We start from the raw sequence: 22,420 nt of genomic DNA, 5'->3' as shown, positions 1-22,420 counted from the left end.
GGAGGAAAACGGACATGAAGAGAATGGCGGTCGTGCTTGCGGCTGGACTGGGGAAACGAATGAAATCGAAACTTCACAAAGTGCTGCACCCCGTCTGCGGCAAGCCGATGGTCGGACATGTGCTGGACGCAGCGGCCGCGGCTGGCTGCGAACGGACGATTGTCGTCGTCGGACACGGGGCGGAGAAGGTGCAAGCCTACGTGGGCGATCGCGCCGAATGCGTGCTGCAGGCCGAGCAGCTCGGCACCGGACATGCGGTATTGCAGGCCGATAAGTTGATCGGCGGGGAAGCGGGCACGACGATCGTCGTCTGCGGAGATACACCGCTCATCCGGCCGGAGACGATCCGCGCGATGCTGGATGCGCACGAGCGGAGCGGCGCCGCCGCGACGCTGCTGACGGCGGTCGTCCCGGACCCGTCGGGTCTCGGACGCGTCATCCGCGGAAAGAACGGCAGCGTGGAGCGCATCGTCGAACACAAGGATTGCAGCGAAGACGAGCTGAACATCACGGAAATCAACGCCGGCACCTATTGCTTTGACAACCGGAAGCTGTTCGACGCGCTCGGCAAGGTGAAGAATGACAACGCGCAGGGCGAATATTACCTGACGGACGTGATCGGCATTCTGCACGAGGCCGGCGAAGCAGTCGCTGCCTACCGGACGCCCGATCCGGCCGAGGCGGCCGGCGTCAACGACCGCATCGCCCTGGCCGAGGCCGAACGGCTGATGCGGGAGCGGATCAACCGCCGGCACATGGAAGCCGGCGTGACGATCATCGATCCTGCGGCCACGTACATCGAAGCGGATGTCGCGATCGGCGCGGACACCGTCATCTACCCGGGAACGGTGCTGAGGGGCCGGACCGTCATCGGCGAAGACTGCGTCATCGGCCCGCAGGCCGACATCACCGATTCCGTCGTCGGCCGGGGCGTGACGATCCGCCACTCCGTGCTGCTGGAGTCGGAGGTCGGCGACGAATGTTCGATCGGGCCGTACGCGAACCTGCGCCCGAAATCGAAGCTCGCCGCGGGCTGCAAGATCGGCGATTTCGTCGAGCTGAAGAACGCGTCGCTCGGCGAAGGCACGAAAGTGTCGCACCTCAGCTATGTCGGCGACGCCGTCGTCGGCCGGGATGTCAACATCGGCTGCGGCGCCATTACGGTGAACTACGACGGCTACAACAAATCGGTCACCGAGATCGGCGACCGCGCCTTCATCGGCAGCAACGTCAATCTGATCGCGCCGGTGAAGATCGGCGAAGGCGCCTATGTCGTCGCCGGTTCGACGATCACCCAGGACGTGAAGCCGAACGACATGGCAATCGCGCGCGAGCGGCAGGTCAACAAGGAAGGCTATGCCGAGCGTCTCCGCGCGCGGGCGCGGGCGAAGAAGGAGCGCTCGGGCCAGAACTGATCCGATCCGGTGCATGGTGAAGGCTGGAAAAGGGAACACTATAGGGAAACCTGTGCGAAGGAGGTTTCCCGATGACGCCGACGATCAAAGCGGAAGAGCGGCCGACGCGCCCGAAGGGCGAACTGCGCCGGCTGCGCGATCAGGGGAAAGTGCCGGGCAATCTGTACGGCGGCAAGGCGAGCGGCTCGACGCCGATCGCCGTCGAGGAGAAGGAGCTGCTGGCGCTGCTCCGCCATCATCCGAACGCGGTGCTCGATCTTGAAATGGCGGGTTCGGACACGAGACCGGTCATGGTGGCCGGCGTGCAGCGCGATCCGCTGACGCGCAACGTGCTGCACATCGATCTGCGCGAGATCGACCTGAAGACGCCCGTGCGCACGCACGCGCCCCTGGAACCGGCCGGCGAATCGCCGGCCGAGAAGGAAGGCGGCATCGTTCAGATGCTGCTGCACGAGCTGGAGATCGAATGTCTGCCCGCCGACATTCCGGACGCGATTCCCGTGGACGTCTCGGGGCTTAAGCTCGGAGACAGTCTCGTCGTCCGCGACCTCAAGGTTCCGCCGGGCGTGCTCGTGAAGACCGACCCGTCGCTTGTCGTCGTGACGGTGCTCGCTCCGCAGAAAGATGACGCGGAACCGGCCGAACCGGAGGCGAATGCCGCGGAGACGGACCGCAGCGGCGCAGAAGAGAAAACGGCGGCACGATCCTGAATACCGAACGGCAGCGAGCTGCCTGTCCGCCCGCAGCGGCAGGCAGCTTCGTTTTATGGCCGGACGCTCAATAACCCGGACGCGAGACGAAGGTGAACACGTTCCGGTCGAAGTCGATGTTGTTGACGCGGACCGAACGGCTGTTGAACCATTCGACAAATCCGATCTCCTGATGTACGCCTCCAAGGTAGATCTGAATCGGCACGCCATGGTCGATGTGATCCTGGAAATGCTGGTCTTCATGCAGCCTCTGTCCGTTCTCGTACACGACAAACAGCGCGCTTCTCGACAACATTTCGTTGACCATGCGATCACCTCTACCTATAATGACAATTTAGACGATCGAATCGTTGCAGGGCGGCCGATATCTTCTGGTCAGGGAAGGGGGACAGGTGCACGATGAGATGGATCGTCGGACTCGGCAATCCCGGGCCAGCCTATCAGTCGACCCGGCACAATGTCGGCTTCATGGTCATCGACGAGCTCGCGCGCCGGTGGAATATCAGCGTCACGCAGAGCAAGTTCAAGGCGCTTGTCGGGGAAGGCCATGTCAAGGGCGAGAAGGTGCATCTGCTGAAGCCGATGACCTACATGAATCTGTCCGGGGAATCGCTCCGGGCGTTTCTCGATTTCTACAAGGCGGACATCGCCGATCTGATCGTCGTCTACGACGATCTGGATACGCCGCTCGGCAAAATCCGGCTCCGCTATCAGGGCAGTTCGGGCGGCCACAACGGCGTGAGGTCGATCATCCAGCATCTCGGCACGCAGCAGTTCAACCGGATCCGGATGGGCATCTCCCGCCCGGCTCCCGGACGCGAGATTGTCGATTACGTGCTCTCGCCGTTCGACAAGGCGGAAGCGGAGCAGCTGAAGACGATGATCGCAGCCGCTTGCGATGCGGTAGAATATGCGCTCGAACACCCTTTTGAGAAGGCGATGGCGAAATTCAACGGTTAGCAGCCGATAGTTCTCCCGAAAACCGGGCATAATGGTGACATACCGGTTCTTCAGGAGGCATACGATGGCTGTGAACTACGTCTGCCGGCACTGCCGGACGCCGCTCGGATCGCTCGACCGGGACGATCTGAGCGAGGCGGCGCTGGGCTTTCATTTCTTGACCCCCGAAGAACGGGGCGATATAATAGCGTATGACGCGGCGGGCAATGTAACCGTCAGAGTGATCTGCGATTACTGCCGCGAAGCGCTGGAGGCGAATCCGGAGCTGCTGCTGATCGAGAGCCCGCTGCAATAGCGGGGGCGCGTTCCCCGAATCGAGCTTAAGCAGGAGGGCGGATGATCGCCGGCGCTACCGGTCAGCGGTTGTCCTCCCTTGAGACAGCCTCGGCGAAATGCGCCGAGGCTCTTTTCCTGTTGGACGAACCCGGAATTTGTAAGCGTACCCGGTTCATATGGAAAGCAGGTGCACAAGTTGGAAAGACTGATCGAGGCTTTCGCTGCCGATCCCGATGTCCGATTGATCATGGACGGCATCGGCAGCGGCATGCGCGAACAGATGATATCCGGCCTGGCGGGCTCGTCCCGGCAGGTTATGCTTGCTGCGATCCGGCGCGGGCTGAAGCGCCCGATGCTGATCGTCACGCACAATATGTTTGCGGCCCAGAAGGCCGCGGAAGATCTGCAGGAATGTCTGTCCGGGGACGAGGTGCTGCTCTACCCGGCGAACGAGCTCGTCGCCGCGGAAGCGGCCATCTCGAGTCCGGAGACGATGGCGCAGCGGATGGACGTGCTCATCCGGCTGACCCAGGGATTCCGCGGTATTGTTGTCGTGCCGTACAGCGGCCTGCGGCGCTTCCAGCCGGCCCGCAGCTATCTCTCGGAGGCCCGCATTCCGCTTGCGGTCGGCGAGGAGCTGCCGATGGAGGCTTTCTTGCGCCGCATGGTCGAGCTCGGCTACGAGCGGACGGACCGCGTCGAGCGCAAGGGCGAGATGAGCGTCCGCGGCGGCATCGTCGACTTCTACCCGCTGACGAGCGAGACGGCCATCCGTGTCGAATGGTTCGATGACGAGATCGATTCGATCCGCACCTTCGATCCGTCCGACCAGCGGTCGATCGACAAGATGCAGTCGTACGTCGTCACGCCCTGCCGGGAGATCGTCGCCGACGGGCAGCGCATGAAGAACGCGGCGCAGCATGCGTTCGAGCTGCTCGAGGCGCAGCTTCAGAAGATGACCGACAGGCAGGCGAAGTCGCGGCTTGAGGAAGCGATCGGCGAGGAGATCGAGAAGCTGCGGCAGCACGTCTATTTTCCCGAGATTTACAAATATATCGCCCTGCTCTTCCCGGAGCGGGAGACGCTTCATGATTACATGCCGCAGGACACGATTCTCGTGCTTGACGAGCCGACGCGGCTGATCGAGACGTCGAAGCAGCTGGAGCGGGACGAGGCGGAATGGACGACGGCGCTCCTGTCGAACGGCAAGACGTTGCCGGGCTTCGCCACCGGCGTGGAGGCGGAAGCCGCGCTGTTCAGGCAGCCGTTCCAGACGCTCTATCTGCAGCTGTTCCTGCGGCAGGTGCCGCACACGCAGCCGCAGAACATCGTCAACATCGTCACCCGTGCGATGCAGAATTTCCACGGCCAGATGAACGTGCTGAAGGCGGAGACGGAGCGCTGGCGCAAGGCGGGCTCGACGATCATGATGCTCGCGGGCAGCGCCGAGCGGATGGCGCGGATGGAGCGGGTGCTGCGCGACTACGGCATCGAGCCGCCGATGCTCATCCAGGGGAACCTGCAGAGCGGGTTCGAGCTGCCTTCCGTGCGGCTGGTCGTCATCACCGAAGGCGAGATGTTCTCGCAGAAGCAGCGGAAGGCGCGGCGGGTCGAGCGGAAGATCGACAATGCCGAGCGGATCAAGAGCTACACCGAGCTGAAAGTCGGCGACTACGTCGTTCACCAGAACCACGGCATCGGCAAATATATCGGCATCGGCACGCTCGAGATCGGCGGCGTGCACAAGGACTACCTTCACATTCTGTATGCGGACGGCGACAAGCTGTCCGTGCCGATCGACCAGATCGACCTGATCCAGAAATATGTCGGCAGCGAGGACAAGGAGCCGAAGATTTACAAGCTGGGCGGCAGCGAATGGAACCGCGTGAAGAACAAGGTCCGTTCGTCCGTCCAGGACATTGCGGAAGATCTGGTGCGGCTGTATGCCGAGCGCCAGTCGACGCCGGGGCATGCGTTCCAGAAGGATACGCCGTACCAGCAGGAGTTCGAGGCGATGTTCCCTTACGAGGAGACGCCCGACCAATTGCGCGCCATCGAGGAGATCAAGCGCGACATGGAATCGCCGCGGCCGATGGACCGGCTGCTCTGCGGCGATGTCGGCTACGGCAAGACGGAGGTGGCGATCCGCGCCGCGTTCAAGGCCGCCATCGAAGGCAAGCAGGTAGCGGTGCTCGTGCCGACGACGATTCTTGCCCAGCAGCACTACGAGACGTTCCGCGAGCGGTTCGCGGGCTATCCGTTCAACGTGCAGGTGCTGAGCCGTTTCCGCTCGCGCAAGGATCAGACGGAGACGATCAAGGGTCTCAAGGCCGGAACGGTCGACATCGTCATCGGCACGCACCGGCTGCTCTCGAAGGACGTCGTTTTCAAGGATCTCGGGCTTCTGATTGTCGACGAGGAGCAGCGCTTCGGTGTCACCCACAAGGAGAAACTGAAACGGCTGAAGACGAACGTCGACGTGCTGACGCTCACCGCGACGCCGATTCCGCGGACGCTCCACATGTCGATGCTCGGCGTGCGCGATCTGTCGCTGATCGAGACGCCGCCCGAGAACCGTTTTCCCGTGCAGACCTATGTCGTCGAATACAGCCCGTCGCTCGTGCGGGAAGCGATCGAGCGCGAACTTGCGCGGGGCGGGCAGGTTTACTACCTGTACAATCGCGTGCAGGGCATCTACCAGATGGCCGAGCAGATCTCGGCGCTCGTGCCGGACGCCCGCGTCGCCGTCGGCCACGGCCAGATGTCCGAACAGGAACTCGAGAAGACGATCCTCGATTTCCTCGACGGCGAGTTCGACGTGCTTGTGAGCACCAGCATCATCGAGACGGGCGTCGACATTCCGAACGTGAACACGCTCATCGTCCATGACGCCGACAAGATGGGGCTGTCGCAGCTTTATCAGCTGCGCGGACGGGTCGGCCGCTCGAACCGGATCGCCTACGCCTATTTCACGTACCGGCGCGACAAGGTGCTGAACGAGGCGGCCGAGAAACGGCTGCAATCGATCCGCGAATTCACCGAGCTCGGCTCCGGGTTCAAGATCGCGATGCGGGACCTCGCGATCCGCGGCGCCGGCAACCTGCTCGGCGCGGAACAGCACGGCTTTATCGCCTCCGTCGGGTTCGACATGTATTCGCAGATGCTCGCGGAAGAAATCGCGAAGCGCAAGGCGTCGCTGCTCGGACAGCCGGAGCCGGAAGTCCGGGAAGTGAATACGGCGATCGACCTCGCGATGGACGCGTATCTGCCGTCGGAATACATTTACGACAGCATGCAGAAGATCGAGATCTACAAGAAAGTCGCGGTCATCCGGGAACCGGAGGAGACCGACGACCTGCGCGAAGAACTGGTCGACCGGTTCGGCGACCCGCCGGAAGCGGTCGAGAATCTGCTCGCGGTCGCCCGGCTGAAGGCGTACGGGCGCAGATGCGGCATTGAACAGATCACGCAGCGCGGCGACGATTTGATCCTGAAATTCGCGCCGGCCGAAGCGGAGCGCATGGACAAGAAGCAGATCGACAGACTCTGCTTCAAGTTCGAAAACCGGTTCAGCCGGCAGACGGCGCAGCAAGGGTCGCAGCCGACCATCCTGATGCGCGGCCAGGGACTCGCGGACGGCGCCAAATTGGCGATGCTGGAGCAATTTCTGTTACAATATGAAGAAGCGCTCAAACCGAAAGGAGAACTACAAGATGTGGCTCAATAGACGGAACGCGATCAGGCGTCTTGCCGCGCTTGCCCTGACTTGCGCGCTCGCGGGAACGCTGGCCGCCTGCGGCGGCAAGGATGACGGCGGCGTGCCCGGCGAGGGCAAGGGCGATCCGGTCGCGACCTACCAGGGCAAGACCGTAACGGATACCGAATTCAACAAGTATCTCTCGCTGCTCGAACTGACGTCGCCGATGGAGGCGATGTATATCGAGTACATTCCGGGATACAAAGAGCAGGTTCTCGAGCGGTACATCATCTACAAGGAATACGCCGCCAAGGCGACCTCCGACGATGTGAAGCAGGCCGAAGAGTCCGCCGCGACGTTCCGGGGACAGCTTGACGAGGTGCTCAAGGACGAGGCGCAGAAGGAAAGCATTAAACAAATTCTAGACAAGTCGGGCCTGACGAGCAAAGAAGCCGAACGGCTGCTGAAGATGCTCATTTCGGGCGAATTGGCCATCGACAAGAAATTTCAGGAGATCAAGAATGCCGTAACGGAAGACGAGATCCGGGCGGAATTCGACAAGGCTCCGTCTGACTACAACATCGTCACCGTGCGCCACATTCTGGTCGCGACCACCGATTCGGCGACGGGCGAAGAGAAACGGACGGAGGAAGAAGCGCTCGCGCGCGCGAAGGAAGCGCGGGCGAAGCTGATCGCGGGCGGCAGCTGGGATGAGCTGGCGAAGGAATATTCCGACGATCCGGGTTCGAAGGACAACGGCGGACTGTACGCGGACGCGAAGGCGGGCGACTGGGTCGAAGAGTTCAAGCAGGCGGCCAACACCCAGCCGATCGGCGTCATCGGCGAGCCGGTGCTCACGAGCTACGGATACCATGTCATCAAGGTCGAGAAGCGTGAAGAAATGACGTTCGACAAGCTGCCCCAGGACAAGAAGGACGCGATCCGCGAGTCGCTCGCAAGTCCGAAGCTGAATGAACAGATGCAGAAGGAAATCGAAGCGCTCGGGATCGAGATCAGCCTGCCGCAGGAAGAGACGCCGGCCGAAGACGGAAGCGGCGAAGAGCCGCAAGGCGAAGCGGGCGGCGATGGCGAAGCCTCGCAAGATGATGCAGGCGGCGACGCCGGGGGCGAAACGGCGCAGTAAGGCGCGCAAAGCGGACAAGCAGACTATGAAAATAACAAAAAGGTATCGTCAGGGCTCCGTGAAATGCGGAGTCCGTTTTTTTATGCAGCTTGCCCAGTGATCTTTTTTACTTTTTTCGCCCGGATTTTGGTGTAAGATGGATGCTGCCCTTTTGCGGAACCGGTGCGGTTCGGCCTGGAGGAACGGGAAATGAACGAAACAGGGGAGGTATTGATGATGAACGTGTTGGAAGCCATCGAAACGCGGCGGGAAATCACGTCGTTCAGGCAGAGATAAGCGGGGAGATCCCGATGAATCTGCAGCATTTGAAATACATCGTCGAGGCGGCCAAGGCGGGCTCCATCTCGCTGGCCGCCGAAAACCTGTTCATGAACCAGCCGAACCTGAGCAAGGCGATCCGGGAAGTCGAAGCGGAAGTCGGCACGGACATTTTCCGGCGGACGCCGCGGGGCATCGTGCCGACGGAGCAGGGGGAAGCCGTCATCGAATACGCCCGGCGGATCATCCGGGAAGTCGAGGAAATGAAATCTTTCTGCCGCGAGGACCGGCGCAACAAGATTTCCTTCAGCCTGCGCGCGCCGCGGTCGGGCTACATTTCCCAGGCGTTCGCGCGGTTTGTCGTCCGCCTCGACAAGACGAAGGAGCTGGACATTCAGTTCCGCGAATCGAGTTCCCTCAACACGATCAAGCGGGTGGAGGAAGGCGGCTACAACCTGGGCATCGTCCGCTGCCTGAAAAGCCAGGAACGCTATCTCCAGCAACTGCTCGGCCGCCGGCTGAAGCGTGAACTGGTGTGGGAGTTCGAGGGCCGCGTGCTGATATCGCGCACCAATCCGCTGGCGTCGAAGGATACGGTCACCGCGGGGGAACTGGAAGCCGGCACGGAAATTTTGTACGGCGACCTGAGGGCGGCTTCCCTTGCCCGGGAAGACCGCCGGCCGGAGGAAGAGCGGATCGTGATCAGCAAGCGGCGGGTGTTTGTCTCCGAGCGGGGCAGCCAGATCGATTTGCTGCACCAGGACCCGTCCAGCTACATGTGGTTTTCGCCCATGCCGGACGATCTGCTGAGAAGGTACGGGCTCGTGCAGATCCGCTGCAAAGCGTCTTCCCCCGTCTTCCGCGATGTGCTCATTTACCGGGAGGACCGGAAACTGTCGGAAGCCGATCGCCTCTTTCTTGAGGAGCTGTATCGGGTGCGGGACGATCTCGACCGCCGCATGCGGGACCGGACGCGAACGCCGGGTTGAGGCGGCTCCGGTCCGCAACGCCGCCCATGGCGGCTTCGACGGAACCGGAGACGCCCCGTTCCGCTGCGGCTGCGCGGTCACTCACCTCCTTCCCGGCGGACGATTCCGGCGCAGGCGTCTTTTGCCGGTCTGCCGGCGGCCGCGCGTTCGGCCGCGCCGGCCGCATGCCCTCCGGCTGCCCGGTTTGCCGCACCTTCATGCGTGCCGTAGTAGGCGTTCAGGTACAGCTGTTTCAGTTCGGCGAAGAGGGGGTAGCGCGGGTTCGTGCCCGTGCATTGGTCGTCGAAGGCCTGCTCGGCCAGGTCGTCCAGCTTTTCCAGGAATTCTTCCTCGTCGATGCCGTAGTCGCGGATCGTTTTCTTGATGCCGAGTTTTTCCTTCAGCTCCTCGATTTTGCGGATCAGGCTTTCCAGCTTCTCTTCGTCGGTGGCGCCCGGCAGGTTCAAAAATTCCGCGATTTCGGCGTAGCGCCTGAGCGTGCGCGGATGGTCGTATTGCGGGAACGTCCCCATCTTGGTTGGCGCCTCGGCGGCGTTGTAGCGCATCACTTCGGTGATGAGGAGCGCGTTCGCAATGCCGTGGGGCAGACGGAACGCCGCGCCGAGCTTGTGGGCCAGCGAATGGCAGATGCCGAGGAAGGCGTTGGCGAACGCCATGCCGGCGATGGTGGCGGCGTCGGCCATTTTCTCCCGGGCGGCCGGATCGCCGGCGCCCTTCTCGTACGCGCGGGGCAGGTAGTCGAAGATCAGCTTGATCGCCCTGAGCGCCAGGCCGTCGGTGTAGTCGGTCGCCATCATGGAGACGTACGCCTCCAGCGAGTGGGTGAGGGCGTCGATGCCGGAAGCGGTTGTCAGGCCTTTCGGCATGTGCATCATCAGGTCCGCGTCGACGATGGCCATGTGGGGCATCAGCTCGTAGTCCGCCAGCGGATATTTGATGCCCGTCTTCTCGTCGGTGATGACGGCAAACGGCGTCACTTCAGAACCGGTGCCCGCCGTCGTCGGAACGGCGACGAATGCGGCTTTCCGGCCCATCGGCGGAAACCGGTACACCCGCTTGCGGATGTCCATGAACCGCATCGCCATGTCCATGAAGTCGGCGTCCGGATGATCGTACAGCACCCACATGATTTTCGCCGCGTCCATCGGCGAACCGCCGCCGACGGCGATGATGACGTCCGGTTCGAAGGCGGCCATTTGTCTTGCGCCTTCCTGCGCGCAGGCCAGTGTCGGGTCGGGCTCGACCTCGAAGAAGGTGGCGTGGGCGATGCCGAGTTCATCCAGTTTGTCGGTGACCGGTTTCGTCAGACCGTTTTTGTAAAGGAAATGGTCGGTGACGATGAACGCCCGCTTTTTCCCCATGACGGTCTTCAGTTCGTCAAGGGCGACGGGAAGACATCCCCGTTTGATGTACACTTTCTGCGGCGCCCGGAACCAGAGCATGTTTTCTCTCCTTTCGGCGACGGTTTTGATGTTGAGCAGATGCTTGACCCCGACGTTCTCGCTGACGGAGTTGCCGCCCCAGGAACCGCAGCCGAGGGTGAGGGAGGGCGCCAGCCTGAAGTTGTACAGGTCTCCGATGCCGCCCTGGGACGACGGCGTGTTGACCAGGATGCGGCACGTCTTCATGCGGGCGGTGAAGGCGTCCAGTTTGTCCCGCGCGCCGACCGGGTCGAGATAGATCGCCGCGGTGTGGCCCATGCCGCCGTCGGCGACAAGCCGCTCCGCTTTGTCCAGGGCGTCGGCGAAATCCTTCGCGCGGTACATGGCGAGGACGGGCGACAGTTTCTCTCGGGCGAACTCCTCGGACGGATCGGTGCGCTCCACTTCGCCGATCAGGATTTTGGCCGCTTCCGGCGCCTTCACGCCGGCTATTTCGGCGATCCGGTGCGCCGGCTGTCCGACGATTCCGGCGTTGAGGACGCCGTTGATGAAGAGTGTTTTGCGCACCTTCTCCGTTTCGTCCGGATCCAGGAAGCAGCAGCCGCGGTCGGCAAATTCTTTTTTCACCCTGTCATAAATGCCGTCCAGCACGATGACCGCCTGCTCCGAAGCGCAAATCATGCCGTTGTCGAACGTTTTGGAATGGATGATGGAGTTCACGGCGAGCCTGATGTCGGCGCTGTCGTCGATGACGGCCGGCGTGTTGCCCGCGCCGACGCCGACGGCGGGCTTGCCGCTGGAATAGGCCGCCTTCACCATGCCCGGGCCGCCGGTGGCAAGGATGAGATCCGCTTCCTTCATGAGCAGGTTGGTCAGTTCCAGCGAAGGGGCGTCGATCCAGTCGATGATGCCTTCCGGGGCGCCCGCTTCCACCGCCGCGTCCAGCACGATTTTCGCGGCCGCGATGGTGCAGTTTTTCGCCCGGGGGTGCGGGCTGACGAGGATGCCGTTGCGCGTCTTCAGCGCCAACAGGCATTTGAAGATGGCCGTCGACGTCGGGTTGGTCGTCGGGATGACCGCGGCGACGATGCCGACGGGCTCGGCGATCTTTTTGATGCCGTAGGCGGGATCTTCCTCCAGGACGCCGCACGTTTTCACGTCGCGGTAGGCGTTGTAGATGTATTCGGAGGCGTAATGGTTCTTGATGACTTTGTCTTCGACGACGCCCATTCCCGTCTCATCCGCGGCCATTTTCGCCAGCGGGATGCGCGCCTTGTTGGCCGCGGTGGCGGCGGCGAGGAAGATGTGGTCCACCTGCTCCTGCGTGTAGGAGGCAAAAAGGGCCTGCGCCTTTCTCAGCCGGCCAAGCGCCCGTTCCAGCTTTTCCGCGCTGTCGACGGGTTCCCGGTGCAAAACGGTTTCCGCCATGGTTCTCTCCTCCTTTTTTTTCAGGGGAATTTTTTTGTGTGGTAACTTTGTGAAAAATGTAACATACTTTTCCGGACCCGCAGTAGATGCAAAAAAGGCATATCGATATATGCGGATCGACATGCCTGACGAATAATTCGAACTATTCGTTCATTTTATGTGAGTTCATGATCTGGCTGCCGCGGGTGTCTGAAGCGCCGTGGGAGGGGGAGCCATGCACCGACCGCTCCCATTCGATATATGCTGTAGCAGACCAGGCGACACAGGGAAAGGAGCGCGGACCATGAAGCAGCAGACGCCGGCGGAACAATGGGATGCCTTTGAGAAAGCGATGCTGGAGGCGTTCCCGTTTCTGCCCAAAGACTTCACCCGCGCCGGCATCGTCGACTCCTCCTGGCTTTCGGACGTCGTGCAGAACTCGATCAACCGTTTTATCGATCAGGAGATGAAATCGAAGTTTCCGAATTCCGTTTTCGGCAGCGCGCTGAACTACGATACGTTCGAGACGCATCGCAGCGTCATCGTGCGCCTGCGGCTGCCGGAGGATCTCAATCCCCGCGAGCTGGAGATGTCGATCAGCTGCCACAAGGTGCGGATCAAGCTGCCGTCCGGGGCGAAGCAGGAAATTCCGCTGCCGAAAGCCGTAAGCCCGAGGAAGGCCCGGACGACGTTCAAGGGCGGCATTCTGGAGCTTCGCCTGCCCAAGACCAGGGAGCCGTTCTATCCGCTCTATGTGGGCGGGTAAAGACGGCGCGCAGAAGGGAAAGCGGCCGGCCGGGCTTCAATCCCGGCCGGCCGCTTGCGTCTCCGCTTCCTCCTTTAGTAGAGGAAAGGCCGGGAGACGATGACCAACAGAATGAACAGGACCAGAATGACGCCGGTCGACGTGTACCAGAAACCCTTGCCCGCGTAGCTCATCGGATGACCTCCTTCCTGATGAACTGCACTACTAACGTATGCGGTCCGTGGCCTAATGTATTGTGCGGATGTCCCGGTAACAACCGTTCCGCGTCATCTTTCATACCCGACGATCAACTCGCCGCCGAACGGCTCCAGGATGGAGCGGCAAACCGCGATCAGCGGCGCGGGATCGTCATGCGCGTTCAGCGCTTCCAGGGCGCTGCTCAGCTTCGCGGCATACTCGGGAGAGAATTCGCGCAGACACCGGTACAGATGCTTGCCTTCGCCGATCCACCGGCGCCCCGTCCGGAGCAGAAATTCGGCGGCGAGCAGCACGAGGCGGCTCGCGATGAACCGCCGCTCGTCCCGGCAGCGGGACCGCAGCAGGTCGGCCGCCGTTTCCGAGAGGCGGTTCCGCGCGTCGTCGATCTCATCGGGAGACCAGGGCAACGGCCCGAACGCGAGATCGGCGCGCGCTTCCTCCACGATCTGCAGCCCCCGCTCGGTGCGGCGGATCACCGTCCCTTCGGCGATCATGCGCTGCAGGGACGGATTGGCTTCCTGCATGCCCGCGTCGAAGATTTCCCGGTAGTCCGAATCGGTCAGAATGAAGCAGTCGACGATCCAGCCGCGGAAGCGGACGACTCTGCGGAACAGTTCGCTTTCTCCTCGCTCCACGACGACGATGTCGAGGTCGGAATCCGGGCCGTGCGTCCGGCGCGCCGCGCTCCCGCCGAGAACGGCAAGCAGGCAGCCGGGATGCGCGGCGGCAACATACTGTGCAGCGGCTTCAAACGGAGACGGGCGCATGGTTGATCTCCTCCCGGGGCTTACCACTTGGTGAAAAACGGATGAAGCAGCCAGCTCATGTCGTCCAGATGGTTCTTGTACAGCACCTTGTTCTCCGTGTAGGGGGAATGGATGAGCCCGGCTTTCTTGAAGGTCGTCTCCGAGCCGCATTTCGAGCAGAACGCGTCCCGGGGGCCGCAGATATGTCCGCACGGATCGTTCAGCAGATCACCCGGGTCGGTGCAGCGGTTCACGACCGGCGCGCCGCACCTGGTGCAATAATGGCTTCCCTCCTCGAAAACGGCCCCGCACCGGAGGCAGGTTTTGTTATCCGCCATCCGTCCCGGCCCCGCTTTCGTTCGTCAGGTTCTCCAGCGAGACGGCCTCTCCGCCGTTCACGATCTTATCCAGCGACTTGGAATCGGTAAGCGCCGTAAGGCCGACGTGCAGCGTTCCGGACAGCTCGCTGACGACCAGTTCCTGCACTTTGTAATTGATCGCTTCGATGCGGATCGGCCTCACCTGGCCGGCCTCCGTCTTCAGCGCACGGAGCTCGTCCTCGGCCTGCCGGAGCCGGTCTTCCAGCTCCCGGAGCTGGTTCTCCAGCAGCCGCACGCACGCTTCCAGCGTTCGAATTTGATCCTCTGAGTTCGTGTTCATGGCGTATGGACGCTCCTTTGCATCGGTTCATGCTGCAGCCCGCCGGGTTCGGCGGTTCCTTCCGCGCCGGTGCCGCCGCCCGCGTCCTCCGGACCGGGTTGCACCGTGACCGTCGAGCGGTTGTTGCACAGAATCGTCTTCCCCACGTTGAGGGAGCCGACGTTCGTGATGACGTTGATCTTGATGATGCCGATATTGATTTGCATGCCGCGCACCGCCCGTCAAGTGTTGACCTGGTCCTGCAGATCGGGATCGGTTACATTGCTCAGAATGCGGTTCAAGCTCAGGCTGCCGTCTCCGATCAGCACGGTGCTGCCGTTGAATTTCTGGTCGACGGTCATTTGTCTGTGCAGCGTGTTGCCGAAATTGATCGAACCGTTGTGGGACACGCTTGTGATTTTCAGATTGAAAATGTTGTTAACGGTGGGCATTTATCACCCCTCCAGTCATTTCATCATATGGCCCGGAGGCGCGAACGTTACCGCTCTTTCCTGTTGCCGGCTTGAGACGCGGTCTCGGACGGACCCTCTTTTAACATTACATTATTGAGTAATATAATCTAACATAAAGATTGATTAAAAGTGGTTATGGCGATAATATGTTATATATATTGACATGGAAAAATGGTGTAACTATAATTGTATTTACGAACGTTGACCGGATGAAGAGAAATAACGTTCGGAAATATGACATATCGGGGAGTGGGAAGATGAAAAATCGGAGGAAAAAATGGCTTTCGGCGATGATGCTGGTGCTTGCCTTCGCGCTGGTGCTTGCAGGCTGCGGCGGAGGCGGCGGAAACGCGGGATCCGGAGGAAGCCCGGCGTCCGGTTCCGGCGGCGGTTCTTCGAACGAATCGGCCGGGGGTGACGAAACTTCCGGCGATAGCGGAGACGCCGGCGAAGGCGAGATCAAGGTCGGCATCCTGCATTCGCTCAGCGGCACGATGGCGATCAGCGAAGTGTCCGTCAAGGACGCGGAACTGCTCGCGATCGAAGAGATCAACGCGAAGGGCGGCGTTCTCGGCAAGAAGATCGTGCCGATCATTGAAGACGGCGCGTCCGACTGGCCGACGTTCGCCGAGAAAGCGCGCAAGCTGATCTCGGAAGACAAGGTCGCGACGGTGTTCGGCGGCTGGACTTCGGCAAGCCGCAAGGCGATGCTGCCGGTATTCGAAGAGCTGAACGGTCTGCTCTGGTACCCCGTGCAATACGAGGGACTGGAAGCTTCGCCGAACATCTTCTACACCGGCGCGACGACGAACCAGCAAATCGTGCCGTCGGTCACGTGGCTGCTCGAGAACCGCGGCAAGAAGTTCTTCCTGCTCGGCTCCGATTACGTGTTCCCGCGCACGGCGAACAAGATCATCAAGGCGCAGCTTCAGGCCGAAGGGGGCGAAGTCGTCGGCGAAGAATATACGCCGCTCGGCCATACCGACTACAGCACGATCATCAGCAAAATCAAGCAGGCCAACCCCGACGTCGTCTACAACACGCTGAACGGCGACAGCAACGTGGCGTTTTTCAAGCAGCTGAAGGATGCCGGCATTACGGCGCAGGATCTGACGACGCTGTCCGTATCGATCGCCGAGGAAGAGATCCGCGGCATCGGCGCCGACGTGCTGGAAGGGCATCTCGCGGCATGGAACTACTATCAGACGACGGATACGCCGGAGAACAAGGCGTTCGTCGAAGCTTACAAGGCGAAGTACGGTCAAGACCGCGTCACCGCCGACCCGATCGAAGCGGGCTACATCGCGGTGTACCTGTGGGCCGCCGCCGTCGAGAAGGCCGGCACGACGGACGTCGACGCCGTCCGGGAAGCGGCGAAGGGCATCGAGTGGAGCGCGCCGGAAGGCAAAGTGACGATCGACGGCGACAACCAGCACATCTACAAGACGGTCCGCATCGGCGAAGTGCAGGCGGACGGCATGTTCAAGGAACTGTGGGCGACGGACGGACCCGTGAAACCCGATCCGTACCTGACCGGATACGAATGGGCGGCCGGTCTGGCCGAAGAATGATCGCGGGATGCAGCCCGGAAGGGGGCGTCCGGTTTTCCCGGACGCTTCCTTTTCCCGACAGCCGGATTCCTGACAGCCGGAGGGGATAACCATGGAAGTGATGCTGCTTCAATTGTTTAACGGCATCAGCGTCAGCTCGATCCTGCTGCTCATCGCGCTCGGACTTGCGGTCACCTTCGGACTGATGAACGTCATCAACATGGCGCATGGCGAGATGATCATGATCGGCGCGTACGCGGCGTTTGTCACGCAGAACATCTTCCGTGCGGCGCTGCCCGGCGAGATGTTCGACTGGTACTTCGCGCTGGCCATCCCGGTCAGCTTTCTTGTTTGCTTCCTGTTCGGACTGCTCCTGGAGTCGTCGCTGATCCGCTTTCTCTACGGCCGCCCGCTGGACAGCCTGCTGGCGACCTGGGGAGTGGGTCTCGCGCTGCAGCAAGTTGCCCGCTCGATCTTTGGCGCCCCGAACGTTGCGGTGACGAGTCCAGGCTGGCTGAACGGCGGATGGACGATAATGGAAGGCGTCGTGCTGCCGTACAAGCGGCTGTTCATCGTCGCGCTGGTCGCCGTCGTGCTGCTCCTCATGTACGTTTACATCTACCGCACGGCGGAAGGACGGCGGATGCGGGCGGTCATGCAGAACCGCGACATGGCGGCCTGCCTCGGCATCTCGACCCGGCGCGTCGACGCGCTCACCTTCGCGGTCGGTTCCGGCATCGCCGGCATCGCCGGATGCGCGCTCACGCTGATCGGCCCGATCGGTCCGTCGATCGGCACCTACTATATCGTCGACGCGTTCATGGTCGTCGTGCTCGGCGGCGTCGGCAAGCTGATCGGCACCGTGCTCGGCGCGCTCGGCATCGGCATGGCGAACACGCTGTTCGAATTCTGGACGACCGCATCGCTCGGCAAGGTGCTGGTATTCCTGGCAGTGGTGTTGTTCCTGCAATGGAAACCCCGGGGGATCATCGCCGTGCGGACGCGTTCGCTCGATTCCTGATGCGGCACAAAAAACGGAAACGAGAGGTGAAGCGTCATGCCTTTTGCCTATTGGACGCCCCGGCGCATCTGGCTGCTCGTCGGATACGCGGCGGCCGTGTCCGCGCTGCTGTGCGCGCCGCTCTATTTGAATGACTTCCGCCTGAATCTGCTGGCGAAGTTTCTTGCGCTCGCCGTCGCGGCGCTCGGCCTCGACCTGATCTGGGGATACACCGGTATCTTAAGCCTCGGCCACGGCGTCTTCTTCGGACTCGGCGCCTACGCGATGGCGATGCATCTGAAGCTTGCGGCGTCCGGCGGCAAACTGCCGGATTTCATGAGCTGGAGCGGGCTGACGAAGCTGCCGTGGTTCTGGCGGCCGTTCGAATCACCGGCCTTCGCGATGCTGGCCGGGGTGCTGCTGCCGGTCGCGCTGGCCCTGCTGCTCGGCTGGTTCACGTTCCGCAATCGGATCAAGGGCGTCTATTTCACGATTCTGACGCAGGCGCTGGTCATCATCACGACGACGCTGTTCGTCGGTCAGCAGGCATATACGGGCGGGACGAACGGCATTACCGGGTACAGCACGCTGTTCGGATTCAAACTGGCCGATCCGCAGACGAAGGTGTGGCTGTACTTGCTGACGGCTGTCGTGCTCTTTGCCGCGTTCGCCCTCTGCCGGTATTTGACGGGGAGCCGGTTCGGGCGCGTGCTGCGGGCGATCCGGGACGGGGAGAACCGGGCAAGGTTCATCGGCTACAACCCGGCCCTGTACCAGATGACCGCGTTCTGCGTTTCCGCCGGATTGGCGGGGCTGGCGGGCATGCTGTTCGTGCTGCATGTCGGCATCATATCCCCGTCGATGATGGGCATCGTGCCGTCCATCGAGATGGTGCTGTGGGTGGCGATCGGCGGCCGCGGCACGCTGATCGGCGCGGTGCTCGGCGCCGTCCTGATGAACGGGGCGAAGAGCGTGCTCAGCGAAACGTACCCCGAACTGTGGACGCTGCTGATCGGCCTGCTGTTCGTCGCGGTTGTCGTATTCATGCCGCGCGGGCTGGCCGGCATTGCCGGTTTGCCGGCGGCGCTGCGAAGAAGGAGGGAGAGAACCGATGAGAGCGATGGAGTTGGAACCGGGAACGGACTTGGAAATGCGGCCGGCGCAGAAGCCGGGGGCGCGGAAGGTGTCCGACATTCTGCGGTGTGAGGCGGTCGTCGTCGATTTCGACGGATTCAAGGCGCTGCAGGGGATGAACCTGACGCTCCGGCAGGGCGAACTGCGCTTCCTGATCGGGCCGAACGGCGCGGGCAAGACGACCTTGCTTGACGTCATCTGCGGCAAGGTGAAGCCGGCTTCCGGCCGCGTCCTGTTCCGGGGAGAGATCGATCTGACGCGGAAGCGGGAGCACCGGATCGCGGAGCTCGGCATCGGGCGGAAATTCCAGGCGCCGTCGATCTTCCCGTCGCTGACGGTGCGCGAACACCTCGAGATCGCGATGCGCCAGAACAGGAGCGTGTTCGCGACGCTGACGGCGAGGATGAGCTCGGAAGACGAGGACCGCATGGCGGCGCAGCTGAAGATGATCGGGCTGGAGGCGAAAGCCGGCCGCCTGGCCGGCAGTCTCTCCCACGGCGAGAAGCAGTGGCTGGAGATCGGCATGATGCTCATGCAGGAGCCGGATGTGCTGCTGCTCGACGAGCCGGCGGCGGGCATGACCGACCGGGAGACGGAGAAGACGGGGATCCTGCTGCGCGAGATTGCGCGCAGGCAGTCGGTCATCGTCGTCGAGCACGACATGGAGTTCGTGCGGAATTTCGCGAGCGCGGTCACCGTCATGCACGAAGGCCGGCTGCTGGCGGAAGGGTCCGTGGACGAAGTGCAGAACGACGAGCGCGTGATGGAAGTTTACCTCGGACGGAGGCGGGATGCCGATGCTGACCGTTCGACAGCTTGAGACGGGTTACGGCGGCACCGTCATCCTGCGCGGTGTGTCACTGGATGTGAAGCCGGGGCAGGTCGTCTGCCTGCTCGGCCGCAACGGCGTCGGCAAGACGACGCTCATGCGGGGCATCATGGGCGTGCTGAAGGCGCGCAAGGGCAGCATCCGGTTCAAGGACGAGGAGCTCGCCGGCCGCCCGCCGGGCGTCCGCGCCCGGCGCGGCATCGGCTACGTGCCGCAGGGGCGGGAAATCTTCCCCTTGCTCTCGGTGTACGACAATCTGCTGCTCGGTCTGGAGGCCGCCGGCGGACGGCTCAAGACGATTCCGGAGGAAGCGTTCGCGCGCTTCCCGGCGCTGCCCTCGCTCTACGGGCGGCGCGGCGGCGACCTGAGCGGCGGCCAGCAGCAGCAGCTCGCCTTCGCGCGGGCGCTTGCGCCGCAGCCGGATCTGCTGCTGCTCGATGAGCCGTGCGAAGGGATCCAGCCGTCGATCGTCGAGGAGATCCGCGCCGTCATCCGCGACATCAAGCGCGAAGGCCGGATGGCGATTCTGCTGGCGGAGCAGGACCTCGAGTTCGTGCGCAGCGTCGGCGACTACTTCTACATGATGGATCGGGGCATGATCGTCTGGCAGGGCGAAGCGGCGGAGTTGACCGAGGATGTCGTGCAGCGGCATTTGGCGGTATAAAGGCAATTTGCGCAATGAAAAACTGACAGGGAGGAATCCATCATGCATATACCGGACGGATATTTGAGCATGGAAGTGTGGACGGCAACGACGGTTGCCGGAGCGGCGGCCGCGGGCTATGCGCTGCGCAGGACCCGGACGGCGCTCGCGCAGCCGCAGGTGCCGGCAGCCGCCCTTGCCGGGGCGTTCATCTTCGCGGCGCAGATGCTGAACTTCCCGATTGCCGGCGGGACATCGGGGCATTTTCTCGGCAGCGCGCTTGCGGCCATTCTGTTCGGACCGTGGGCGGCCGCCGTCATCATGTCGGCCGTGCTGATTATCCAGGCGGTCCTGTTCCATGACGGGGGCATCACCGCGCTCGGGGCCAACATTCTGTGCACCGCCATCATCGGTTCGTTCGCCGGTTACGGTGTCTATCAAGCCGGCTTGAGACTGCTCAAGGGCCGGCTGCAGGCCGCCGCGTCGTTCGCCGCGGCGTGGGTGTCCATCGTCGCGGCATCCTGCGGCGTCGCGCTGCTCTTGGCGCTGTCCGGCGCCGCCCCGCTCAGCGCAGCGCTGCCGGCGATGCTCGGCTGGCATGCGCTCATCGGCATCGGCGAAGGGCTGATCACGATGGCGGCGGCAGCCTATTTGACGGAGCGTCGGACTTCCCTGGCGCCGGAAGGTGCGTTCGCATGAACGAAAGACGCCCGGAATACAAGGTAACGGGCAGCCGGCGCAAATGGGCGGTGCTGGCCGTCCTCACGCTGGCTGCGGCGGGCCTCGCTTCCCCGTGGGCTTCGGGCCGTCCCGACGGTCTGGAGCGCGTCGCCGAAGATCTCGGTTTCCTCGGGCGGGAAGCCGCCGTCCATTCGTTTTCGCCGATGCCCGGCTACGAGGTCGCCGGCATTCCGTGGGAAGCCGTCCGGACAGGTCTGGCCGGCCTCATCGGCGCCGTTGTCATGGCGGTCCTGCTGTGGACCGCGCTGCGCGCGCTGGCGAGGAGGCGGTAGGCTTGGAGGTCGGATTGGCCGACAGGCGCAGCGTGCATACCACGTTACAGCGGCTCGCGTGTCCCCTCTGACGAGGCTGTAACGTGCATACCACGTTACAACGGCTCGCGTGTCCCCTCTGACGAAGCTGTAACGTGCATACCACGTTACAGTGGTTTGCGGAGCATCTCTGCGGTTAGCCGGCCGCGCTGCTGCAGCTCGCATGCCGCATAACAGGATCACGGAACCCGGCCCCGACCGGCCGGTCAGGCGCGAACGGCCTGGCCGGCCTTTTTCGTGCCGGAACATCCGGCGGAAATCGACGGGCGGCTGCCCCGGCGCTGAACAATTGGCGAATTCAGGACGATTCGGGCAAGCGCATAAGGTTTTGGGAGCAGTTGAATACTATGGTCAGATCGCTTCTGGCTCATGGTGCCGCAAATGGCCGCGCGTCGGCCTGGCAGGCGGTGTAACATATGCCAGGGTCTCTCGTCCCGATTGTCTCCGCAGCCTTCTGTCGAATCCAAATCTATAGCGAAAGTGGGGCATCCAGACATGAAAGCAACAGGTATCGTCCGCCGGATCGATGACCTCGGCCGTGTCGTGATTCCGAAGGAAATCCGCCGCACGCTGAGAATACGCGAAGGCGACCCGCTGGAGATCTTCGTCGACCGCGACGGTGAAGTCATCCTGAAGAAATATTCCCCGATCGGGGAGCTTGGCGACTTCGCCAAGGAATATGCCGAATCGCTGTATGAGAGCACGGGACATATCGCTTTGATCTGCGACCGCGATACAATCATTGCCGTGGCCGGCGCATCGAAGAAAGAATTTCTGGACAAGCCGGTCGGCTCGCTGCTCGAGCAGAGCATGGAGAACCGCAAGCCCGTTCTCGAGCCGAACGGCGGCCGGTTCGAGCTGGTCAAGGACACGGAAGACCAGTTCAGCTCGCTGGCGGCCGCACCGATCATCGCCGGCGGCGACCCGATCGGAGCCGTCGTGCTTGTCAGCAAGGACGAAGGCGTGAAGATGGGACAGATGGAAGCGAAAATGGCGGAGACGGCCGCCGGTTTCCTGGCAAAACAGATGGAGCAATAAGCGACAAACTTTCCTGGACAACAAGCTTCCCCAAGCGGCAACCGGCGCAAGGGGGAGCTTTTATTGTGCGACCGGAGAGGCAATTCCGGCGCGGATGGGTTATAATGGTGATCG

The 22,420-nt window shown here is 62.4% G+C and carries 25 protein-coding genes; 16 read left to right on the top strand and 9 right to left on the bottom strand.

Annotation, left to right across the window (positions count from 1 at the left end):
- Positions 1–14: 14 nt before the first annotated feature.
- Together glmU and THECO_RS18085 are read left to right on the top strand one after the other, a co-directional pair.
- The gene (gene glmU, locus THECO_RS18090; RefSeq protein WP_015256462.1) at positions 15–1,415 is read left to right on the top strand and encodes a bifunctional UDP-N-acetylglucosamine diphosphorylase/glucosamine-1-phosphate N-acetyltransferase GlmU; all 1,401 of its coding nucleotides are present in this window, start codon (positions 15–17) and stop codon (positions 1,413–1,415) included.
- A gap of 71 nt (positions 1,416–1,486) precedes the next feature.
- Entirely contained in the window at positions 1,487–2,125 is a 639-nt protein-coding gene (locus tag THECO_RS18085; RefSeq protein ID WP_015256461.1) for a 50S ribosomal protein L25, read from the top strand.
- Positions 2,126–2,192: 67 nt separating this feature from the next.
- Here THECO_RS18085 and THECO_RS18080 read toward each other — a convergent pair whose 3' ends face one another.
- Entirely contained in the window at positions 2,193–2,432 is a 240-nt protein-coding gene (locus THECO_RS18080) for a hypothetical protein (RefSeq protein WP_015256460.1), read from the bottom strand.
- A 92-nt stretch (positions 2,433–2,524) separates the two neighbouring features.
- Between THECO_RS18080 and pth the strand changes: the two genes are divergently transcribed.
- The 4 genes from pth to THECO_RS18060 all read left to right on the top strand — a co-directional run bounded on the left by pth (position 2,525) and on the right by THECO_RS18060 (position 8,202).
- On the top strand, positions 2,525–3,085 hold the full coding sequence (pth, locus tag THECO_RS18075; RefSeq protein ID WP_015256459.1) for an aminoacyl-tRNA hydrolase: 561 nt from the start codon (positions 2,525–2,527) through the stop codon (positions 3,083–3,085).
- Positions 3,086–3,149: 64 nt separating this feature from the next.
- Complete coding sequence (locus tag THECO_RS18070; RefSeq protein WP_015256458.1) at positions 3,150–3,380, top strand: anti-sigma-F factor Fin family protein; 231 nt, start codon at positions 3,150–3,152, stop codon at positions 3,378–3,380.
- Positions 3,381–3,608: 228 nt separating this feature from the next.
- Positions 3,609–7,088 (top strand): transcription-repair coupling factor, encoded by a 3,480-nt coding sequence (gene mfd, locus THECO_RS18065; protein WP_052836008.1) that lies wholly within the window; start codon positions 3,609–3,611, stop codon positions 7,086–7,088.
- On the top strand, positions 7,075–8,202 hold the full coding sequence (locus THECO_RS18060) for a peptidylprolyl isomerase (RefSeq protein WP_015256456.1): 1,128 nt from the start codon (positions 7,075–7,077) through the stop codon (positions 8,200–8,202). Before mfd ends, THECO_RS18060 begins: the two co-directional genes overlap by 14 nt.
- A gap of 80 nt (positions 8,203–8,282) precedes the next feature.
- On the opposite strand, the gene THECO_RS21835 is transcribed toward THECO_RS18060, so the two are convergent.
- The gene (locus THECO_RS21835) at positions 8,283–8,507 is read right to left on the bottom strand and encodes a hypothetical protein (RefSeq protein ID WP_157373632.1); all 225 of its coding nucleotides are present in this window, start codon (positions 8,505–8,507) and stop codon (positions 8,283–8,285) included.
- Here THECO_RS21835 and THECO_RS18055 point away from each other — a divergent pair.
- Entirely contained in the window at positions 8,493–9,449 is a 957-nt protein-coding gene (locus tag THECO_RS18055) for a LysR family transcriptional regulator (protein ID WP_015256455.1), read from the top strand. The two genes, THECO_RS21835 and THECO_RS18055, sit on opposite strands and share 15 nt — an antisense overlap.
- Positions 9,450–9,526: 77 nt before the next feature.
- On the opposite strand, the gene adhE is transcribed toward THECO_RS18055, so the two are convergent.
- A complete protein-coding gene (gene adhE / locus THECO_RS18050) occupies positions 9,527–12,259 on the bottom strand; it encodes a bifunctional acetaldehyde-CoA/alcohol dehydrogenase (protein ID WP_015256454.1) in 2,733 nt (910 codons plus the stop codon).
- A 283-nt stretch (positions 12,260–12,542) separates the two neighbouring features.
- Here adhE and THECO_RS18045 point away from each other — a divergent pair, with 283 nt between their 5' ends.
- On the top strand, positions 12,543–13,004 hold the full coding sequence (locus THECO_RS18045) for an Hsp20/alpha crystallin family protein (RefSeq protein ID WP_015256453.1): 462 nt from the start codon (positions 12,543–12,545) through the stop codon (positions 13,002–13,004).
- Between the two features lie 74 nt (positions 13,005–13,078).
- Here THECO_RS18045 and THECO_RS21480 read toward each other — a convergent pair whose 3' ends face one another.
- From THECO_RS21480 to THECO_RS18020, 6 genes are all read right to left on the bottom strand, one after another.
- Positions 13,079–13,177 (bottom strand): hypothetical protein, encoded by a 99-nt coding sequence (locus THECO_RS21480; protein ID WP_015256452.1) that lies wholly within the window; start codon positions 13,175–13,177, stop codon positions 13,079–13,081.
- Positions 13,178–13,270: 93 nt separating this feature from the next.
- Complete coding sequence (locus THECO_RS18040; RefSeq protein ID WP_015256451.1) at positions 13,271–13,969, bottom strand: nucleotidyltransferase domain-containing protein; 699 nt, start codon at positions 13,967–13,969, stop codon at positions 13,271–13,273.
- Positions 13,970–13,989: 20 nt separating this feature from the next.
- Positions 13,990–14,286, bottom strand: a complete 297-nt coding sequence (locus THECO_RS21830; RefSeq protein ID WP_015256450.1) for a hypothetical protein — start codon at positions 14,284–14,286, stop codon at positions 13,990–13,992.
- The gene (gerPC, locus tag THECO_RS18030; protein WP_015256449.1) at positions 14,276–14,608 is read right to left on the bottom strand and encodes a spore germination protein GerPC; all 333 of its coding nucleotides are present in this window, start codon (positions 14,606–14,608) and stop codon (positions 14,276–14,278) included. The genes THECO_RS21830 and gerPC overlap by 11 nt, the downstream gene beginning before the upstream one ends.
- Positions 14,605–14,814 (bottom strand): hypothetical protein, encoded by a 210-nt coding sequence (locus THECO_RS18025; protein WP_015256448.1) that lies wholly within the window; start codon positions 14,812–14,814, stop codon positions 14,605–14,607. The genes gerPC and THECO_RS18025 overlap by 4 nt, the downstream gene beginning before the upstream one ends.
- 15 nt (positions 14,815–14,829) lie before the next feature.
- Positions 14,830–15,039, bottom strand: a complete 210-nt coding sequence (locus THECO_RS18020; RefSeq protein ID WP_015256447.1) for a spore germination protein — start codon at positions 15,037–15,039, stop codon at positions 14,830–14,832.
- A 278-nt stretch (positions 15,040–15,317) separates the two neighbouring features.
- Here THECO_RS18020 and urtA point away from each other — a divergent pair, with 278 nt between their 5' ends.
- From urtA to spoVT, 8 genes are all read left to right on the top strand, one after another.
- On the top strand, positions 15,318–16,631 hold the full coding sequence (urtA, locus tag THECO_RS18015; protein ID WP_015256446.1) for an urea ABC transporter substrate-binding protein: 1,314 nt from the start codon (positions 15,318–15,320) through the stop codon (positions 16,629–16,631).
- 91 nt (positions 16,632–16,722) lie between these two features.
- Positions 16,723–17,631 carry an urea ABC transporter permease subunit UrtB gene (gene urtB, locus THECO_RS18010; protein WP_015256445.1) on the top strand — a complete coding sequence of 303 codons (909 nt, stop codon included), beginning with the start codon at positions 16,723–16,725 and terminating at the stop codon, positions 17,629–17,631.
- A gap of 36 nt (positions 17,632–17,667) precedes the next feature.
- Positions 17,668–18,816, top strand: coding sequence for an urea ABC transporter permease subunit UrtC (urtC, locus tag THECO_RS18005; RefSeq protein WP_015256444.1), 1,149 nt, complete (start codon positions 17,668–17,670; stop codon positions 18,814–18,816).
- Positions 18,761–19,564 (top strand): urea ABC transporter ATP-binding protein UrtD, encoded by an 804-nt coding sequence (gene urtD, locus THECO_RS18000; RefSeq protein WP_015256443.1) that lies wholly within the window; start codon positions 18,761–18,763, stop codon positions 19,562–19,564. Before urtC ends, urtD begins: the two co-directional genes overlap by 56 nt.
- Positions 19,542–20,237, top strand: coding sequence for an urea ABC transporter ATP-binding subunit UrtE (gene urtE / locus THECO_RS17995; protein ID WP_015256442.1), 696 nt, complete (start codon positions 19,542–19,544; stop codon positions 20,235–20,237). The genes urtD and urtE overlap by 23 nt, the downstream gene beginning before the upstream one ends.
- 42 nt (positions 20,238–20,279) lie before the next feature.
- Positions 20,280–20,915 (top strand): energy-coupling factor ABC transporter permease, encoded by a 636-nt coding sequence (locus THECO_RS17990; protein ID WP_015256441.1) that lies wholly within the window; start codon positions 20,280–20,282, stop codon positions 20,913–20,915.
- Positions 20,912–21,229, top strand: a complete 318-nt coding sequence (locus THECO_RS22055) for a PDGLE domain-containing protein (RefSeq protein ID WP_015256440.1) — start codon at positions 20,912–20,914, stop codon at positions 21,227–21,229. The genes THECO_RS17990 and THECO_RS22055 overlap by 4 nt, the downstream gene beginning before the upstream one ends.
- A gap of 534 nt (positions 21,230–21,763) precedes the next feature.
- Positions 21,764–22,306: a stage V sporulation protein T gene (gene spoVT, locus THECO_RS17980; RefSeq protein ID WP_015256439.1), complete on the top strand. Its 543-nt coding sequence runs from the start codon at positions 21,764–21,766 to the stop codon at positions 22,304–22,306.
- Positions 22,307–22,420 lie beyond the last annotated feature (114 nt).

Source organism: Thermobacillus composti KWC4 (assembly GCF_000227705.2).
In the GTDB taxonomy this organism is placed as follows: Bacteria; Bacillota; Bacilli; order Paenibacillales; family Paenibacillaceae; genus Thermobacillus; species Thermobacillus xylanilyticus.
The sequence above is the reverse complement of the archived record's forward strand: the minus strand, read 5'-3'. Positions and strand labels throughout refer to the sequence as shown.

What these genes read in the sequence shown, in the direction of transcription:
- glmU (WP_015256462.1), top strand. Translation starts at nt 15, where the DNA reads ATGAAGAGAATGGCGGTCGTGCTTGCGGCTGGACTGGGGAAACGAATG.
- THECO_RS18085 (WP_015256461.1), top strand. Translation starts at nt 1,487, where the DNA reads ATGACGCCGACGATCAAAGCGGAAGAGCGGCCGACGCGCCCGAAGGGC.
- THECO_RS18080 (WP_015256460.1), bottom strand. Translation starts at nt 2,432, where the DNA reads ATGGTCAACGAAATGTTGTCGAGAAGCGCGCTGTTTGTCGTGTACGAG.
- pth (WP_015256459.1), top strand. Translation starts at nt 2,525, where the DNA reads ATGAGATGGATCGTCGGACTCGGCAATCCCGGGCCAGCCTATCAGTCG.
- THECO_RS18070 (WP_015256458.1), top strand. Translation starts at nt 3,150, where the DNA reads ATGGCTGTGAACTACGTCTGCCGGCACTGCCGGACGCCGCTCGGATCG.
- mfd (WP_052836008.1), top strand. Translation starts at nt 3,609, where the DNA reads ATGGACGGCATCGGCAGCGGCATGCGCGAACAGATGATATCCGGCCTG.
- THECO_RS18060 (WP_015256456.1), top strand. Translation starts at nt 7,075, where the DNA reads ATGTGGCTCAATAGACGGAACGCGATCAGGCGTCTTGCCGCGCTTGCC.
- THECO_RS18055 (WP_015256455.1), top strand. Translation starts at nt 8,493, where the DNA reads ATGAATCTGCAGCATTTGAAATACATCGTCGAGGCGGCCAAGGCGGGC.
- THECO_RS21835 (WP_157373632.1), bottom strand. Translation starts at nt 8,507, where the DNA reads ATGCTGCAGATTCATCGGGATCTCCCCGCTTATCTCTGCCTGAACGAC.
- adhE (WP_015256454.1), bottom strand. Translation starts at nt 12,259, where the DNA reads ATGGCGGAAACCGTTTTGCACCGGGAACCCGTCGACAGCGCGGAAAAG.
- THECO_RS18045 (WP_015256453.1), top strand. Translation starts at nt 12,543, where the DNA reads ATGAAGCAGCAGACGCCGGCGGAACAATGGGATGCCTTTGAGAAAGCG.
- THECO_RS21480 (WP_015256452.1), bottom strand. Translation starts at nt 13,177, where the DNA reads ATGAGCTACGCGGGCAAGGGTTTCTGGTACACGTCGACCGGCGTCATT.
- THECO_RS18040 (WP_015256451.1), bottom strand. Translation starts at nt 13,969, where the DNA reads ATGCGCCCGTCTCCGTTTGAAGCCGCTGCACAGTATGTTGCCGCCGCG.
- THECO_RS21830 (WP_015256450.1), bottom strand. Translation starts at nt 14,286, where the DNA reads ATGGCGGATAACAAAACCTGCCTCCGGTGCGGGGCCGTTTTCGAGGAG.
- gerPC (WP_015256449.1), bottom strand. Translation starts at nt 14,608, where the DNA reads ATGAACACGAACTCAGAGGATCAAATTCGAACGCTGGAAGCGTGCGTG.
- THECO_RS18025 (WP_015256448.1), bottom strand. Translation starts at nt 14,814, where the DNA reads ATGCAAATCAATATCGGCATCATCAAGATCAACGTCATCACGAACGTC.
- THECO_RS18020 (WP_015256447.1), bottom strand. Translation starts at nt 15,039, where the DNA reads ATGCCCACCGTTAACAACATTTTCAATCTGAAAATCACAAGCGTGTCC.
- urtA (WP_015256446.1), top strand. Translation starts at nt 15,318, where the DNA reads ATGAAAAATCGGAGGAAAAAATGGCTTTCGGCGATGATGCTGGTGCTT.
- urtB (WP_015256445.1), top strand. Translation starts at nt 16,723, where the DNA reads ATGGAAGTGATGCTGCTTCAATTGTTTAACGGCATCAGCGTCAGCTCG.
- urtC (WP_015256444.1), top strand. Translation starts at nt 17,668, where the DNA reads ATGCCTTTTGCCTATTGGACGCCCCGGCGCATCTGGCTGCTCGTCGGA.
- urtD (WP_015256443.1), top strand. Translation starts at nt 18,761, where the DNA reads ATGCGGCCGGCGCAGAAGCCGGGGGCGCGGAAGGTGTCCGACATTCTG.
- urtE (WP_015256442.1), top strand. Translation starts at nt 19,542, where the DNA reads ATGCTGACCGTTCGACAGCTTGAGACGGGTTACGGCGGCACCGTCATC.
- THECO_RS17990 (WP_015256441.1), top strand. Translation starts at nt 20,280, where the DNA reads ATGCATATACCGGACGGATATTTGAGCATGGAAGTGTGGACGGCAACG.
- THECO_RS22055 (WP_015256440.1), top strand. Translation starts at nt 20,912, where the DNA reads ATGAACGAAAGACGCCCGGAATACAAGGTAACGGGCAGCCGGCGCAAA.
- spoVT (WP_015256439.1), top strand. Translation starts at nt 21,764, where the DNA reads ATGAAAGCAACAGGTATCGTCCGCCGGATCGATGACCTCGGCCGTGTC.